A 15,232-nucleotide genomic window follows, 5' to 3' on the forward strand; every position below is an offset into this window, starting at 1 on the left:
GAAATGCTCATGCCCGCCTTCACCCCGACCGAGCTCGCCGAGCGCCTCGGCTCCGGGTTGCTTTCGTTCCCGGTCACCCACTTCACCGGGGATCTGGCGTTCGACGAGCCCGCCTACCGGGAGAACATTCTCCGCCTCGGCACGTACGAGGTCGCCGGCTTGTTCGCGGCTGGTGGGACTGGGGAGTTCTTCTCCCTGACCCCGAAGGAAGTCGCCAGCGTCGTCCGGGCGGCCACCGGCAGCGCACCCGAGGGCACCCCGGTCCTCGCCCCAGCGGGGTACGGCACCGCGCAGGCGGTCGAGATGGCCCGCGATGCCGAGGCGACCGGCGCCGACGGCCTACTGTTGTTCCCGCCCTACCTCACTGAGGCCTCCCCCGACGGCCTCAGCGCTCATGTGCGCGCGGTCTGCGAGTCCACTTCGCTGGGCGTGGTGCTCTATAGCCGGGCGAACGCTGTGTACACAGCGGAGACGGTGGCCACGCTTGCTGACGCCTGCCCGAACCTGGTCGGTTTCAAGGACGGTGTCGGTGACCTGGAGGCGATCACCCGGATTCACTCGCGTCTCGGTGACCGCTTGGTGTACATCGGCGGGCTGCCGACGGCGGAGACGTTCGCGCTGCCGTACCTGGAGTTGGGTGTCACGACCTACAGCTCGGCGATCTTCAACTTCCTGCCCGAGTTCGCCCTGACCTTCTACCGCGCGGTGCGGGCAGGAAACAGGGAGACCGTGCGCCGACTGCTCGACAACGTCGTGCTGCCCTACACCGCGATTCGTGACCGAAAGGCGGGTTACGCGGTCAGCATCGTCAAGGCCGGCATGAATCTCATCGGGCACCCGGCCGGCCCGGTACGTCCGCCCCTGACCGACCTTGATGACGCCGAGAATGCGCTGTTGGTCGACGTCGTCGAGATGTCGCGCACCGCCGCCGGCTGAGCACCGCCTGACATTTCGCTACCGACCCCGATGAAGCGGAAGGAGACACTCGTGTCCGCTCCCCCACAGACCTGCGCGACCGGCGCCATGTTGCTCGGAGCTGAACCCGTCATCGGCACGGGCGAGGAAGTCCGGTCCGCCGATCCCCGTACTGGCGCGGCTCTCGGCCCCGCCTACCCGGCGGCGTCGGTCGAGCAGGTCGAGCGAGCCTGCGCGCTAGCAGCGCAGGCGTTTCCGGTGTTCCGGGCGACCACCGCCGAGCGGCGTGCCGAGTTCCTCAAGCGCGTCGCCGATCTGCTCGACGAGCGCAGGGAGGCATTGGTCGAGCGCGCTCACGCCGAGACCGCGCTGCCCCGTCCGCGGCTCACCGGCGAAGTCGGTCGCACCAGCGGTCAGCTGCGCCTGTTCGCCGCGGAGCTGCGGGCCGGGACCTGGCAGGGCGCCCGGATCGATCCGGCACGGCCCGACCGCGTCCCGCTGCCACGCCCCGATATCCGGCAGCGCCGGATCGCGCTCGGCCCGGTCGCGGTGTTCGGCGCGAGCAATTTCCCGTTGGCCTTCTCCACCGCTGGGGGCGATACGGCGTCGGCACTGGCCGCGGGGTGCCCGGTCGTTGTCAAGGCGCATCCGGCACATCTGGGTACCGCGGAGCTGGCGGCACGGGCGATCGCCGACGCAGCAGCTGACACGGGGATGCCTGAGGGCGTATTCTCCCAGCTCGTCGGCAGTGGAACCGATCTCGGTACCCGACTCGTCAGAGATCCGAGGATTCGCGCCGTGGGGTTCACCGGGTCCCGCCGAGGCGGGCTGGCGATCGCGGCCGCAGCTGCGGCCCGGCCGGTGCCGATCCCGGTGTACGCGGAGATGAGCAGCATCAATCCGGTGCTGCTGCTACCCGCGGCCCTCGGATCCCGCGGAGCCGAGCTGGGTGCCGCGTTCGCCGGATCGCTCATTCTCGGCGCCGGACAGTTCTGCACCAACCCTGGTTTGGTGCTTGTCGTCGAGGGACCGGGCCTCGACGCGTTCACCAAGGCTGCCGTTGACGCCGTCGCCACCAACCCCGGAGCCACCATGCTCACCACCGGCATCGCCGACCACTACGCCACCGCCGGTGATGCCCTTGCCGCCCGGGACGGCGTCGATGAGCTCGCACGCGGCAGCCAGTCCGGCGGTGCGGCTGGTGGTTGCGCCCGGCTGCTGACCGTCGACGGTGCCCGGTTCGTCGCCGATCCGGAGCTGCAGGCCGAGGTTTTCGGCGCGACGTCGCTGCTCGTCCGATGCGCGGACACCACCGAGTTGACCGCAGCGGTATGCGCACTGGAAGGTCAGCTCACCGCGACCGTGCACGCCGATGAGGCCGATCATCCACTCGCCGCGAAGCTGCTGCCGCTGTTGGAGGAGCGGGCCGGTCGCATCCTGTTCGATGGCTGGCCCACCGGAGTCGAGGTCGGACACGCGATGGTGCACGGCGGCCCCTTCCCGGCCACGACAGACCCGCGCAGCACCTCGGTCGGAACGCTCGCGATCGAGCGCTTCCTGCGACCCGTCGCCTATCAAGACGTGCCGGCGGCATTGCTGCCGGCCGAGGTTCGCGACGACAATCCGGTTGGCGTGTGGCGTCGACTCGACGGTGAACCCGGTCGAGACGCCCTCGCCGCCGACAGCGCCGATTGACCAGTCGGCCCAGTGACGGCTTACCCCCGGCCAGATCCGGCCCTCGCCGACCATTCCCGCGACCGCCCGGTCGCAACCCTTCCAATGTTGTGAGGACCTAATGACATCGCGATCGTTCACGTCGTCACTGCCTCCTCTTCCCGCCACGGGCTCCCACTGGCGTCCACATCCGCAGTCGGAAGTCGTCGATGCTCGTCCCGCGGCGCTGTCCGCGTACGGCGCGCCTTTTGATGGGAGCTCCCGCCATGGCCACTCCTGAAGTCAGTTCGGACGGCCTGCGCCAGTCCTCGCCCGAAGCACCGCTCGGTGGACAGGCAGCACCCCGGCCGAGAAGACCCAGCCGTGACTCGATCGCGGCCGGCGTGAAGGCAGTCGCGGGGATCGTCGGGCTCTTCGTCGTCTGGCAGCTGCTGGTGATCATCTTCGATCCGCCGGAATTCCTGCTCGTCGGGCCGATCTCGGCATTCGCCGAGCTGATCGAACGGCCCGGGTACTTCGCGAGCAACACCTTCGTCACGTTGCAGGAGGCGCTTGCCGGTTTTGCGCTGGGCACTGCACTCGGGGTTCTGTGCGGTGCGGCGCTGCACTACTCGACGACCGTACGCAGTTTCCTCTACCCCGCGCTCATCGCGATCGACACCATCCCCAAGGTTGCGCTCGCACCGCTGTTCATCGTGTGGTTCGGGTTCGGCTTCGAGTCCAAGGCGTTCGTCGCGATGGCCATCGCGTTCTTCCCGCTGGTGATCAACACCTATGACGGCCTGAGCTCGGTACCCCACGAACTGCAGGAGCTGGCACGGATCAACAAGGCGTCGCAGTGGAAGAAGATGACGAAGATCGAGTTCATCTACGCGATCCCATCGATCTTCTCCGGAGCGAAGATCTCCATCTCGCTCGCGGTGGGTGGGGCGGTCGTCGGTGAGTTCATCGCCGGCTCGAAGGGGTTGGGATACGTCATCCTCCTCGCCAACAGCCAGGTCGACCTGCCGTCGATGTTCGCGGCCTTCATCGTGCTCGCCGCCATCGCCCTGGCGTTGTTCTTCATCGTCGACTTCGCGGGACGAAAGCTGGTCCCGTGGAAGAACCACGCGAAGTGACCGCGGGGATCGGAGACTCGAATGCGGAACTCCACTCGTAAGATCGCCGCGATCGTCGGGGCGGTGCTGCTCGTGGCCCTGTCGGGCTGCACGAGCGGCAGCGGAAAGAACTCGATGACCCTCATGCTCGACGTGGCCTACCTGCCGAAGCACGCCCCGTTCATCTCGGCTGTCGCGCGGGGCTTCTTCAAGGCGGAAGGCATCGACCTCACGGTCATGCCGGGGTCGGGTTCGACCAACACGGTCACCTCGGTGGAAACCGGCAAGGTCGACGCCGGCTGGGCGGACTTCGGCGCCACGATCACCAGCCAGGGCAGGGGCGCCGAAGTCAAACAGGTCAACCTCCTGCAGGCCAGGTCCGCCTACGCGGTCGTCGCCCTCGCGGGCACCGGAATCAACGGATGGGCCGATCTCCCGGGCAAGACAGTCGCCACCGAGGGAGCAGGCGCGATGACCGCGATGTGGCCGTACGCGATGAGCAAGCTCGGGCTCAAGGAGGGCGATGTCAACGTCGTCCACGCCTCGAGCGGATCGAAGATCCCCGGACTGCTGGCCGGTCAGTGGGACGCCAACCTCGCCCTGTACGTCTCCGACGAGCCGGCCATTGACGCGCTCGACCGGAAGGCCGTTGTGCTGAAGTGGTCCGACCTGGGCATCGACCTCTACGGCAACGGGATCGTCGTCTCCGACGAGAAGCTCAGGACCGATCCCGAGCAGGTGCGGCGGTTCAACCGCGCGATGCAGAAGGGCTTCCTGTGGGCGTGCCAGCACCCGGACGAAGCCGCCCAGGACTTCCAGAAAGAGGTCTCGGGCTTCGAGACCAAGACCATCACCCTCGCCATCGGCGAGCAATGCGCCCTCAACTGGGGAACCGGCGAGTCGGCGAACCAGTTCGGCGTCATGGACGACGCCAGCGTCCAGAAAATGATCGACGTCGCCCGGCAGTTCCTCGGCCTGAACCCGGCGAGCAACCTCACGCCCGCCGACGTGTACAGCAACGCCTACCTCGAACCGTTGCACCGCAACGAGACCATCCCGGCGCCGTGACGGCCGGACGGAGAGTCACAATGAACAACGAGTACGCCATCTCGGTCAACAACGTGGGAAAGACCTACCGATCCCGGGACGGCCAGCACAACACAGTGCTCAAGGGGCTGGACTTCCACGTGAAGCCGGGGCAGTTCGTCTCGATCGTCGGCCAGTCGGGAAGCGGGAAGACCACGCTGCTCAAGACGATCTCCGGTCTGCAGGAGCCCACCGAGGGCGAAATCCTGGTCAAGGGGCGGCCGATCCGCGACGGGATCGAGGACATCGCGATGGTGTTCCAAAGCCCCGTTCTCCTGCCGTGGCGCAACAACATCGACAACGTGCTCCTGCCCCTGGAGTTCCGCGGCACCCGCACCGACGAGTCACGCCGCTACGCCCACGAACTGCTCGAGATGGTCGGGCTGGGCGGCAAAGCCGAGCACTACTCCTACGAACTCAGCGGCGGGATGCAGCAGCGGGTGGCCATCTGCCGCGCGCTGGTCTCCCACCCCGAGCTGCTGCTCATGGACGAGCCCTTCGGCGCGCTCGACGCCATGACCCGCGACTCGATGAACTTCGAGATCCAGCGCATCTGGCAGACCACCGGGTGCAGCGTCCTGTTCGTCACGCACAGCATCTCCGAGGCGGTCTGGCTCGGTGACCGGGTGGTCGTCGTAGGCGGCCGCCCCGGCCGGATCGTCGCCGACATCGCGATCGACCTGCCGCGGCCCCGGGGCAAGGAGCACCGGTTCTCCGCAGCCTTCTCCGACTACACAACGGAAATCGAATCCCACATCGGTGTCATGACCGGAATCAGCTGACCGCCGCCAGCCCGGCCTCCCGACCCGAAATCGACATCAGGGAATACCAATGCTGAGCCTCACCGCAGACGCCTCGCAGGTCGAACGAACCTACGGTCTCAATGCACGCAAGAGCTTGCTGTTCTCCGCGATCCGCCTCGACTCCTACCCGCTCGTCGCACCACTGATCGCACAGACCGACAACGGCCAGTACCTGCTCGTGCGCCAACAAGAGCAGGGCAACGCCCTCTCAGCCGGAGTCCCGAAGGACCAGATCAAGTTCTACGCACCCTGGGTCACGATCGACCCCCGAATCGTCGCCGACACTCCCGCCTCGGCGTCGCTGACGAGCCTGGTCGAGGAACTCGCCGGCGGCACGGCGGTGCGCCTCGCGGCCGACGTCGTCTACAGCCACTTCCGCACGCTCTCCGGCTCCGTCGAACTCGTCGTCTCCGACCAGGACTCCACCCCGGTCACCGCATACGAACTCGACCTCGAGGAGGTCCTGGCGAGGTTCGCGGCCTGGCGCGAGACGGGCGTCCACACCGCGCGGCGGCTGATCGAGAACGTCGAACACCTCTCCGGCTTGGCGGAGGAGTTCACCGCCAGCCAGGACAGCCGGTTCTCGGCGCTGAAAACGCTCGCCGCCGACCGCTCCCTCGACGCCCTGCTCCTCGCTGCACCGCCCAACTTCACCGAGGCCACCGGGTTCGCGCAGCCGGACGGAACAGCCGCCCTGTGGCTTGCCGGTTCGGACAGGCTGGTCGTGCTGGCACCCGATGGAGCCTCCGGGGTCTCCGAGTCTCCCGTCGGCCGGTTCCCGTCCATCGGCGCCGCCGTCCAAGCGCTGGCCGGCGGCGTGCGGACCGGTGTCGAGGACGAGTGGATCAGCGTCGGCCTCGCCCGCGAACTCGAGCGCGAGGGAGCGGAACTGATTCCGGTCTCGACAGACCTCGGCCACTGGCGGGACACCCGTGACCACGAGGACCTCGCGTTCCAGGTCCTCGCCGCCCGGGCGAGCGTGTTCGCCATCGAGGAGGCCCTGGCCTGGGCGGAGGAAGGCCTGGGCGCCGGCCGCTCGTTCTCCGAACTCGACATCAACGCCGTGTACCTCGACAAGATCGCCGAATTCCGCACGGTGAACGAGATCCCCTTCGGCATCGAGCCCTACTTCACCAACCTGCACTCGTCCAACCGGATGCTCTTCCCCGGCCCACCCGTCGACTACCCGATCAACGACGAGACGACCTGCATCCAGCTCGACGCCGGGGTGCGCATCGTTGTCGACGGGGTCACCGTCGCCACCTCCGACATGGCCCGCTCCCTGCCCCGCACCGCGGCGGCGAAGGAGGCGTACAGCTTCTTCTTCGACGTGGTGCGCGAGGGCATCATCGGGCAGCTCAAGCCCGGCGTGGTGTGCGAGGACGTGCACGAGGGAACCTTGCGCTACCTGGCGCCCCACCTGGACCGGATGGTCGCGATAGGGATGCTCGGAGCGGACGTCGATTTCAACAGCGAATACCGCAAGCGCAACGTCGGCCACCTCATGGGCAAGCAGGAGTCGTTCGCGAACGAACTCCGGCCTGGCTACAAGCACGTCCTTGAAGTCGGCTCGTATGGTGCCGCCGAAATCCCGTGGCGCTACGAGAACGCGGCAATCGGCACCGAGGACCTCTGGTACATCGGACGCGACCGGACCTACATCGTGAGCAAACGATGACGGCTGAACAGCCGAATCGTGCGCGCGGAGCGGGTCCAACGCGGGGCCAACCCGCGTCGCTTGTCCGGCATATCGAATTGGGCTGCAACATGACTGTGCAAGAGCGTCTCAAAGCGCTGTCCATCGAGCTCCCTGTGCTCGGTGCGCCCCGCTACGCGTATGAGGCGACCGTACGATGCGGCGATCTCCTTTATGTGTCCGGCCAAATCTCACGGACCGCCTCGGGCGAGATCCTGCAAGGCTGTCTGGGAGACGATGCGACCGTGGCTGACGGAGTGACCGCTGCGAGAACCTCTGCGCTCAACCTACTGGCGCGCATACATGACGCAGTCGGCCTCGGCAACGTGCAGCAGGTACTGAAGCTCAATGCCTGGGCCACGAGTTCAAGAGACTTCGTGGACCAGCCGACGGTGATCGATGGGGCTTCGCAGCTGTTGCTCGACGTTCTGGGCGACGCGGGTCGCCACGCACGAACCGCCCTGCCGGCCCACGTGCTCCCCCAAGGTGCGCTCGTGGAACTCGACGCCACGATCGCCCTTCGCAGCTAGACCGCAAGGGTTGGGCGTCTCGCCGTCTTGGTTGACGAGTGATCGCACAAGAATCAGTGCCGGCCAGCACCCAATACGTTGCTCACCGCGAAAAGTCCGGGTCACCACGTGCGAGCTCAACTGGCACGCCCACATCCAAGAATATTCAACTTGCGCCTTTGGGCAACATTCACGGGTCGCGCACGCCCCATCGCCTCGGATGACCTGGTCACGACTGATGCCGCTGCTTAGGCTCACAGGCACTGCGTCGAATCTCCCTCTTTTTTCGACGTCACCTCCGTCTCGATGCGAATGGAGCTCGATGATGATTCGAAAGCTGGCCGCGGCCGCCCTGCTCACCCTGGGGGTCGCCGCCGCCACCCAGGGTGTGGCGTCCGCAGCCACGTTCGTCCCGGCCGGGGTCTACCCGTCGTACCACGCCTGCGCCAACGCGGGCAACGCGGGCTTCCCGCAGGGCCGCTGGGTCGGCTGGCGCTGCGAGAACCTGCACAACGGCCAGCACCTGCTGTGGGTGCAGCCGAAGTAGTGATCCGGTGCGTGGTGCGGGGGCGCGTCCGTTGTGGACGCGCCCCCGTTTCGCTGCGGTTTCCAGGGTTCTGAAGGAATCCCGCGGGGAACGCAACGGGATGCCGCACATTCTTTCGCGTCCCGCTGCGCGACACCCATACGAGGTCTTCGACAGCCCAGAGACTTCGTGGGACGTCTCACCAGGACACAATCCCGGCGTCGTCGAACAGCCCTCCGGTCGGGCCGTCGTCCGGCAGCGTGGCGAGCCGAATGGCGATCTTGGCGCCTTCTGCGGGCGTGCTGGTTCCGTGGAAGCCGTTGAGATCGGTCGCGACGTAGCCGGGGCAGGCGTTGTTGATTTTGATGTTGGTGCCGCTCAGCTCCTTGGCGTACTGGATGGTGACCGCGTTGAGGAACGTCTTCGACGGTGAGTAGGCCCCGCTGACCCCGCCGAGGTCGACGCCCGGCGTGGTCTGCAAGGTCAGGGAAGCGACGTGGCTGGACTGGTTCACGATCCGCGGACGCTCGGAGCGGCGCAGGAGCGGCAGCATCGCGTTGATGACCCGGACGACGCCGATCACGTTGGTCTCCACCACCGCCCGCATGCTCTCCGGCGTGACGGTCGAGGGCTCCTCCGGCCATGCCCCAGCGATGCCGGCGTTGTTGACCAGCACGTCGAGCCGCCCAGCGCGCTCCTCGATCAGTGCAGCGGCGGCCGAAACGCTCGCGTCGTCGGTCACGTCGAGAAGCACACCGAACGCGTCGACGCCGGCCGCGCGGAGCTTCGCCACGGCATCCTCCCGGCGCTGCTCGTCCCGTGCCCCGATTCCGACGCTCCAGCCCAGCGCGCCGAGCCCGGCCGCGATCTCGTATCCGATTCCCTTGTTCGCGCCGGTGACCAGCGCAATCGTCTGTTCGCTCATGCCTTTGATCGTGGCCGGGCACCGGCGGGGAACCAACACCGTCTGAGTCAGCCAACGATACCCAGCTGATATGGATCGGGCGGTAGCCTTAACGGGTGGAGACGCGGGAGTTGCGGTACTTCGTTGCGGTCGCCGAGGAGTTGCACTTCGGCCGGGCCGCCCAGCGCCTGGGCATCGCCCAGCCGCCGCTGTCGCGGACGATCACTCAGCTTGAGCGACGGCTCGGAGTCGCGTTGCTGGAACGCACCAGCCGCAAAGTCTCGCTCACCGAAGCCGGATCACTGCTGCTGGCCGAAGGCCGGGCGATCCTCGGCGCGCTTGCCGCAGCCGAGCGGCGCACCCAGCGTGCCGCGACGAGTCAGCCCTCGCTCGTCCTGGCCACCAAGGCCGGCGCCTCCGGCGAACTGCTGGCGAAGCTGCTCGACGCGTACGCCGCCGAACCGGGTGCCGTCGCCGTCGACCTACTGCTCTGCGAATCCCAGCCCCAGCAAACGCTGCATGACGGCCAGGCCGACGTGGCGCTGTTGCATCAACCCTTCGACTCGACGGCCGAACTCGACACCGAAATTCTGAACACCGAGGGACAGGTCGCCATTCTTCCCACCTCGCATCCGCTCGCTGGCAGATCCCACGTCCGGACGGCGGATGTCAGCTCACTGCCGGACCTCCCGCTTGCCCGCTGGCCCGGCCCCGGCGGCGCCTATCCCGAGGGCCCCGGCGCGGAAGTACGCAACCAAACGCAGCTCTTCCAGCTGATCGCGCTCGGCCGCACCACCGTGGTCATGCCCGAATCCTGCCGCGCCAACCTGCTCGAAGGCCTGGCCGCCGTGCCGGTTCTAGACGCGCCGACCGTGACGACAGTCATCGCCTGGCCGCCACACAGCCGCTCCCGAGCACTCGCCGATCTAGTCCGCGTAGCCACACGCCTCTGAGCCTTCGCTCCCGCAGCCCCGCCCCGCCGTTCGCGGAGTTCCTGTTGCGGCACCGCAATCGCCCGGCGGCATACCGATAATCCTTGCTATCCATACGATTTTTGTTCTGCGTATGGTTGGCGCACGGTCTTGGTTGCGGAACTCCAACCCTGGGTCGGGATTCGCGAACCGAGCTCGTGAAGGATGCGCGGACCGTGCGCCGGTAAGTCGACGTGCGTGTGGGTGTCGCAGACCGTGATCTCTCGTCGAACCCCCGTTGCCCTAAAGGGCAAGATCGGAGGAACGAAAAGTCTAGTCGGCGGCGCGCCCCGGAACAACTTTGGTGCAATGGGCAACCGCACCGGAAGGCGCACGTCTTCAGGAACGAAGACCACAACGCGCTCAATGCGCGGCACGAAAGGATCAAGAATGATGCTCAACCGGACCCGGACGCTGGGTGCAATCGCCGGACTGTTCAGCGGGGCGCTGCTGCTCGCCGGATGCGGCCAGCCGGCGTCGGCCCCCGCCGCACCTACGCTGGGGGCCGTGAACACGCCGGCAACGGCCGCCGGGATCGCGCCCGGCGATTCGAACCCCCAGCCGGCCAACGAATCCGTCAGCAAGACGACCGGCGAGACGGCCCGCGAGTCCAGCGGGGCGGGCAGCGGCCACCAGTCCACCACCGAGTGCGCGGCATCGGACTTCGCGGTCGACCTGACCGTCCAGCCGAACCGCCCCGGAGTCCTGCTGATGGCCGTCACGAACAAGTCGAAGCAGGACTGCCACGTCAACGGCTGGGCGGACATCGCCCCGGTCGACATGTCCGGCAAGGCGCACACCGAAGTGCCCGTTCAGAAGGTCGAGATCCCGGGCGGCCCGACGGAGGTCACGCTCAACCCGGGCGAGACCGCGTTCGCCGGCGTACTCGTCGAGCGCGGCGACAAGGCGGACCCGAACACCGTGGTCGCCACCGGTTTCAGCGTCAGCGTGCCGGGCGTCGACGGCCCGGTGAACGCCAACATCGTCGGCACCGACGGCACCAGCACCGAGAACGGCGGTCTCTACGCCGAGTTCCCGCTCAAGTCGATGAAGGCCGGCACCCTGCAGCCCACCACCCAAGGCGTCACCGTCTTCTGATCCGGTAAACGCCGGTGCGGGGGCATCCGTGACCGGGATACTTGGTCACGGGTGCCCCCGCACCGCATCGCCCGCGGGGTCAGCCCGCGGTTGTGCACTCAAGCCGTGCCAGTGAGGACCTGCTCCAAGTAGGGGTTGATCAGGATTCCTTCCGGATCAAGAGATTGGCGGATCCGTTGCACGTCATGCCAGCGTGGATAGCGGGGTGCGAGGCTGCGCGCGGTGTGAGAATGCAGCTTCGCCCAGTGCGGGCGACCATCAAAGTCGCCGAGAACCCTTTCGGCGCAATGAAATATCTTGTCGTGCGGGCTGTGCGCATCAGTCGCCAAGTTGACGTAACCGGTTGGGCGCCCGTAAGCCGGACTGAGTGGGATGTCATTTCCGGGCGCTACCCGTATCTCCAGGGGCAGCGAAACCACCTCGCCGGCCGACGGCAGTGCTCGACGCAATTCCTGCAACGCCTGCCCCAACGCCTCAAGTGGCACGGCGTACTCCATCGCCACCACCCGGACGCGTTGTGGAAACGTGAAAACCCGATGGCTCACGTCGACGAACGACCGAAGCGGGCGGCGCGTCAGGACTTTGGAAGCAAATGGCACGAGCGCGGCATTGCGCCGGTGGGTCCGGAGCACGCCATGCAGCCCGACATGGCCCGCCAGATAGTGATCTCGCCAGGCCTGCCACCGCGACGGGGGCCTGCGCGGCGCCGTCGTGCGCGACATGGCCCGGATGTGTACCGAGTCGCTCCACATCGGCCAGAAGAAGATTGGGTGATCAACGTTCGCGATGAGTTCGGGCAGGTGCCCGATCAGCCGGGCGAATGGCTCCGTTCTCTCCTCAAGGCCGAGCGAAAATGCCGGTACGCAACGAAATGTGATCGTAGAGATAACCCCCAGTGCGCCCAAGCCCAGACGAGCGGCCGAGAACACGTCTGGTTCGGACGTCGCCGAGCACTCCACGAGTTCCCCGTGTCCGGTGATGAGCCGCATACTCGCGATCTGACTCGACAGGCAGCCATATCGGGTGCCCGAACCGTGAGTCCCCGTCGAGACCAGGCCGGCCGCGGTTTGAACGTTGATGGTCCCCATGTTCTCGAGCGCGAGTCCGTACCGGTCCAACTCGGCGTTGATGCGCCAGAGCGGTGTGCCGGCTTGGACCGTGACCGTCATGCCGACGGGGTCCACCGCGATGACATCGGCGTACTCGTGCAGATCAACGATGGTGCTATCCGTGCTGACCAGCGGCGCGAAGGAGTGCCCGGATCCGGCGAGGCGCAGCGGCTGACCGGTGGCACATGCGTCTCGCACGTACTGGGCCAACTCGTCCTCACTACGCGGGCTGACGCGACGGGCCGGGGTGCATCGGGCGGACCCAGCCCAGTTCGTCCACATCGATCGGGCGTCGGGGCGCTCTGCGATGCCAGTCATGGCAGGAACCTGTGCGAGGCGTAGCCGACCTGCTTGTAAATCCAACTGTAAGTCTCGGACATTCCCTCCCGCAGCGAGACGGATGGTGCCCAGCCGAGCTGTTCGCGGATCAGCGTGTTGTCGCTGTTTCGTCCCCGCACACCTTGGGCAGCGGAAAGGCTGTAGCGCCGTTTCAGTGAGCTGCTAGCGACTTCCTGGACCAGATCGACGAGTTCGTTGATGGTGACAAGCTCGTCGCTACCCAGGTTGAGCGGCTGGTCGCAGTCGCTGCGCATGATGCGGCGAATGCCCTCGACGCAGTCGTCTATGTAGGTGAAACTCCTGGACTGCTCCCCGTCGCCCCAGATCTCGATCTCGTCGTCGTTGTTGATGACCGCAGCGGCAACTTTCCGGCAGATCGCGGCCGGGGCTTTCTCGCGTCCGCCGTCCCACGTTCCGTGCGGGCCGTAGATGTTGTGGAAGCGGGCTACCCGGGTGCGCAGGCCGAAGTCCTCAGCGAAGTGTCGGCACATGCGCTCGTCGAAGAGCTTCTCCCACCCGTAACCGTCTTCGGGCATCGCCGGATAAGCCATCTCTTCCCGCAATGGTTCGAGATCCGGGGCGACCTGGTGGGCGGCGGCGTAGACGCAGGCGGAGGAGGAGAAGAAGAATCGGTCCACGCCGGCGTCACGGCTGGCCATGAGCAGGTGCGTGTTGATCAGCACTGACAACATGCAGCGCGCCTTGTTGCCTTCGATGAAACCGATGCCGCCCATGTCGGCGGCTAGGTTGTAAACCTCGTCCATCCCGTCGACCGCCGCACGCGCTGCGTCGAGAAGCGATAGGTCGGCCACGACGTTTTCCGCGTCGGGATGCACCTGGAACCACTCGTCAACCGGTTTGCAGTCGACCACTCGTACGCGGTAGCCCTCGCGCAGCAGTCGAGCGGCCAAGTGCCCGCCGATGAAACCTCCCCCACCGGCTACGAGGGCTGAACTCCTGTGGTCACTCATGGCAACCAACTCCCTGGTCAGGATGAACATGTGTAATCGATCTGGACAAGGGCGACTGCTTCGACAGTTCGACCGGCCATCCGCAGGCCTGCCTGGCGAGTTTCGGCGGGCCGTCAGGGCACGAGAACCTCCTCGAAGCGGGTGGCTATAGGTTCGATCGCAAAAGCGCGGCGGGCGTACTGCTGTCCTGCCTCACCCATGCGCTGACGACGTGCGGAGTCAGCGAGCAGGGCGAACGCTGCCGCCACGTACTCATCCGGGTCATCTGGGTTGACTACGAGCCCCGCTCCGGTTTCCTCCAGCAGCTGCGCGGCACGATTCGCCGAAGGGATGGCAGCGAGCACCGGGCGCCCGGCGCAAAGGTAGGCCAGCACCTTCGAGGGAACCGACATCTGACCCGCTTCTGTGCTGAGCCCAGCGAGCAGCACGTCAGCCGCTGCGAACATGGACGGGACCCGGTCGTAGGGCTGGAAGTCGTACAACTGCAGCCGACGTATTCCCAGTTGGCGCGCCCTTTCCAAGGCAAGGCGGCCAGTTCCCTCGCTGACGACGTACAAGACGCCGCTGTGCCGGGCGTCGCAGGCCTTCGCCAGCCGCACCAGCAGGTCTGCGCCGTGGCGATCGTCCAGCGTGCCGGAGTAGAGGAAGATGTGCTTTCCGGAGCTGCGGTCGGACCTCGCCGGCGCCCAGTCGTCGCCGTCGCATTCCATTTCCGCAAGCGGCGCCCAGTTCTCGATCACCGTGATGTTCTCCGGCGGCACCCCGCACTGGCGAACGAAAACCGCGAACGGCTCTGCGATGGCGACAACCGCATCGCTGCTCAGCAAAGTGGCTTTCTCGCACCGTGCAGTGCGTTCCCACTCGTCGTGGTGGCCGGTCTCGCCGCTGGGTGCGCGCGCGGAGTAGACATCCTGCAACCAGTACACGAACCGGATTCCCCGCTCAGCGCAGGTTTGCTGGATGTGCCGCTGAACCGGGACCGGGCTATTCCCCGAAATCACCACGTGGGGCGCGAAGTCTCTGATGAGTCCGCCGACGTCCTGCCCGTACGTGCCGGAACCCGAACCGCGGTGTCCTTGCCGAGGCATGCCGGTGATCGACAGGCGGTCGGAATCCGTTTCGCCGACCCGCAACTTCCCCTGTCCGACTGCGATCGTCGAGCAGTACACGTGGCGGACACGATGTCCTCGCCGGGCCAGTTCGCGGCTTAGTTCGGCTTGGAAGGGATGTCCCAGGTAATCGTGCACAACTATGCGTGCGGCGCGTTGACTGGCGATGATGACCTCCGGATGCCGTGCGGCCCAAGAGCGCTGCGGTCGGCGGTCCTCACTTCCTACTCGGGATCAGCGCATCAAGCCCAGCGAACCAGGGAAAAAGTGCACTATTCTCTGCCCTTTTCCACCGGATCTCTGTCGTGCCCGACTCGCGCCGTGTTGTCTGTCTCCCCGACAGGGCCGGACAGTGTGATGTCACGGTCAGCACCGAGGCTCGTGAGCGGATCGAGGCGCGGTGCGCGTTCGCCATCCCATGAAAA

At 66.6% G+C, this 15,232-nt stretch carries 14 protein-coding genes; 10 read left to right on the forward strand and 4 right to left on the reverse strand.

The window, feature by feature from the left end:
• Nucleotides 1–9 precede the first annotated feature (9 nt).
• The 8 genes from kdgD (at nucleotide 10) to AC07EQ_RS32420 (ending at nucleotide 8,327) form a co-directional block, all read left to right on the forward strand.
• A complete protein-coding gene (gene kdgD / locus AC07EQ_RS32385) occupies nucleotides 10–936 on the forward strand; it encodes a 5-dehydro-4-deoxyglucarate dehydratase (RefSeq protein ID WP_478391630.1) in 927 nt (308 codons plus the stop codon).
• A gap of 51 nt (nucleotides 937–987) precedes the next feature.
• Entirely contained in the window at nucleotides 988–2,610 is a 1,623-nt protein-coding gene (locus AC07EQ_RS32390; RefSeq protein WP_478391631.1) for an aldehyde dehydrogenase (NADP(+)), read from the forward strand.
• Nucleotides 2,611–2,855: 245 nt separating this feature from the next.
• Nucleotides 2,856–3,707 carry an ABC transporter permease gene (locus AC07EQ_RS32395; protein ID WP_478391632.1) on the forward strand — a complete coding sequence of 284 codons (852 nt, stop codon included), beginning with the start codon at nucleotides 2,856–2,858 and terminating at the stop codon, nucleotides 3,705–3,707.
• A 21-nt stretch (nucleotides 3,708–3,728) separates the two neighbouring features.
• On the forward strand, nucleotides 3,729–4,754 hold the full coding sequence (locus AC07EQ_RS32400) for an ABC transporter substrate-binding protein (protein ID WP_478391633.1): 1,026 nt from the start codon (nucleotides 3,729–3,731) through the stop codon (nucleotides 4,752–4,754).
• A gap of 20 nt (nucleotides 4,755–4,774) precedes the next feature.
• Nucleotides 4,775–5,554, forward strand: a complete 780-nt coding sequence (locus AC07EQ_RS32405; RefSeq protein ID WP_478391634.1) for an ABC transporter ATP-binding protein — start codon at nucleotides 4,775–4,777, stop codon at nucleotides 5,552–5,554.
• Between the two features lie 49 nt (nucleotides 5,555–5,603).
• Nucleotides 5,604–7,253 carry a M24 family metallopeptidase gene (locus AC07EQ_RS32410; protein WP_478391635.1) on the forward strand — a complete coding sequence of 550 codons (1,650 nt, stop codon included), beginning with the start codon at nucleotides 5,604–5,606 and terminating at the stop codon, nucleotides 7,251–7,253.
• Nucleotides 7,254–7,342: 89 nt separating this feature from the next.
• Nucleotides 7,343–7,801, forward strand: a complete 459-nt coding sequence (locus AC07EQ_RS32415; protein WP_478391636.1) for a RidA family protein — start codon at nucleotides 7,343–7,345, stop codon at nucleotides 7,799–7,801.
• A 301-nt stretch (nucleotides 7,802–8,102) separates the two neighbouring features.
• Nucleotides 8,103–8,327 (forward strand): hypothetical protein, encoded by a 225-nt coding sequence (locus tag AC07EQ_RS32420; RefSeq protein ID WP_478391637.1) that lies wholly within the window; start codon nucleotides 8,103–8,105, stop codon nucleotides 8,325–8,327.
• A gap of 178 nt (nucleotides 8,328–8,505) precedes the next feature.
• Here the strand turns inward: AC07EQ_RS32420 and AC07EQ_RS32425 are convergent, their stop codons facing one another.
• Entirely contained in the window at nucleotides 8,506–9,231 is a 726-nt protein-coding gene (locus AC07EQ_RS32425; RefSeq protein WP_358611268.1) for an SDR family NAD(P)-dependent oxidoreductase, read from the reverse strand.
• 95 nt (nucleotides 9,232–9,326) lie between these two features.
• On the opposite strand from AC07EQ_RS32425, the gene AC07EQ_RS32430 reads away from it, so the two are divergent.
• Together AC07EQ_RS32430 and AC07EQ_RS32435 are read left to right on the forward strand one after the other, a co-directional pair.
• A complete protein-coding gene (locus tag AC07EQ_RS32430) occupies nucleotides 9,327–10,163 on the forward strand; it encodes a LysR family transcriptional regulator (protein ID WP_478391638.1) in 837 nt (278 codons plus the stop codon).
• Nucleotides 10,164–10,571: 408 nt separating this feature from the next.
• Nucleotides 10,572–11,279: a DUF4232 domain-containing protein gene (locus AC07EQ_RS32435; RefSeq protein WP_478391639.1), complete on the forward strand. Its 708-nt coding sequence runs from the start codon at nucleotides 10,572–10,574 to the stop codon at nucleotides 11,277–11,279.
• A 98-nt stretch (nucleotides 11,280–11,377) separates the two neighbouring features.
• Here the strand turns inward: AC07EQ_RS32435 and AC07EQ_RS32440 are convergent, their stop codons facing one another.
• The 3 genes from AC07EQ_RS32440 to AC07EQ_RS32450 form a co-directional block, all read right to left on the reverse strand.
• Nucleotides 11,378–12,706: a D-arabinono-1,4-lactone oxidase gene (locus AC07EQ_RS32440; RefSeq protein WP_478391640.1), complete on the reverse strand. Its 1,329-nt coding sequence runs from the start codon at nucleotides 12,704–12,706 to the stop codon at nucleotides 11,378–11,380.
• Nucleotides 12,703–13,728 (reverse strand): NAD-dependent epimerase/dehydratase family protein, encoded by a 1,026-nt coding sequence (locus tag AC07EQ_RS32445; RefSeq protein ID WP_478391641.1) that lies wholly within the window; start codon nucleotides 13,726–13,728, stop codon nucleotides 12,703–12,705. Before AC07EQ_RS32445 ends, AC07EQ_RS32440 begins: the two co-directional genes overlap by 4 nt.
• An 83-nt stretch (nucleotides 13,729–13,811) precedes the next feature.
• Nucleotides 13,812–14,945 (reverse strand): glycosyltransferase family 4 protein, encoded by a 1,134-nt coding sequence (locus AC07EQ_RS32450; RefSeq protein ID WP_478391642.1) that lies wholly within the window; start codon nucleotides 14,943–14,945, stop codon nucleotides 13,812–13,814.
• Nucleotides 14,946–15,232 lie beyond the last annotated feature (287 nt).

Source organism: Saccharopolyspora sp. NPDC045839, from assembly GCF_056431645.1.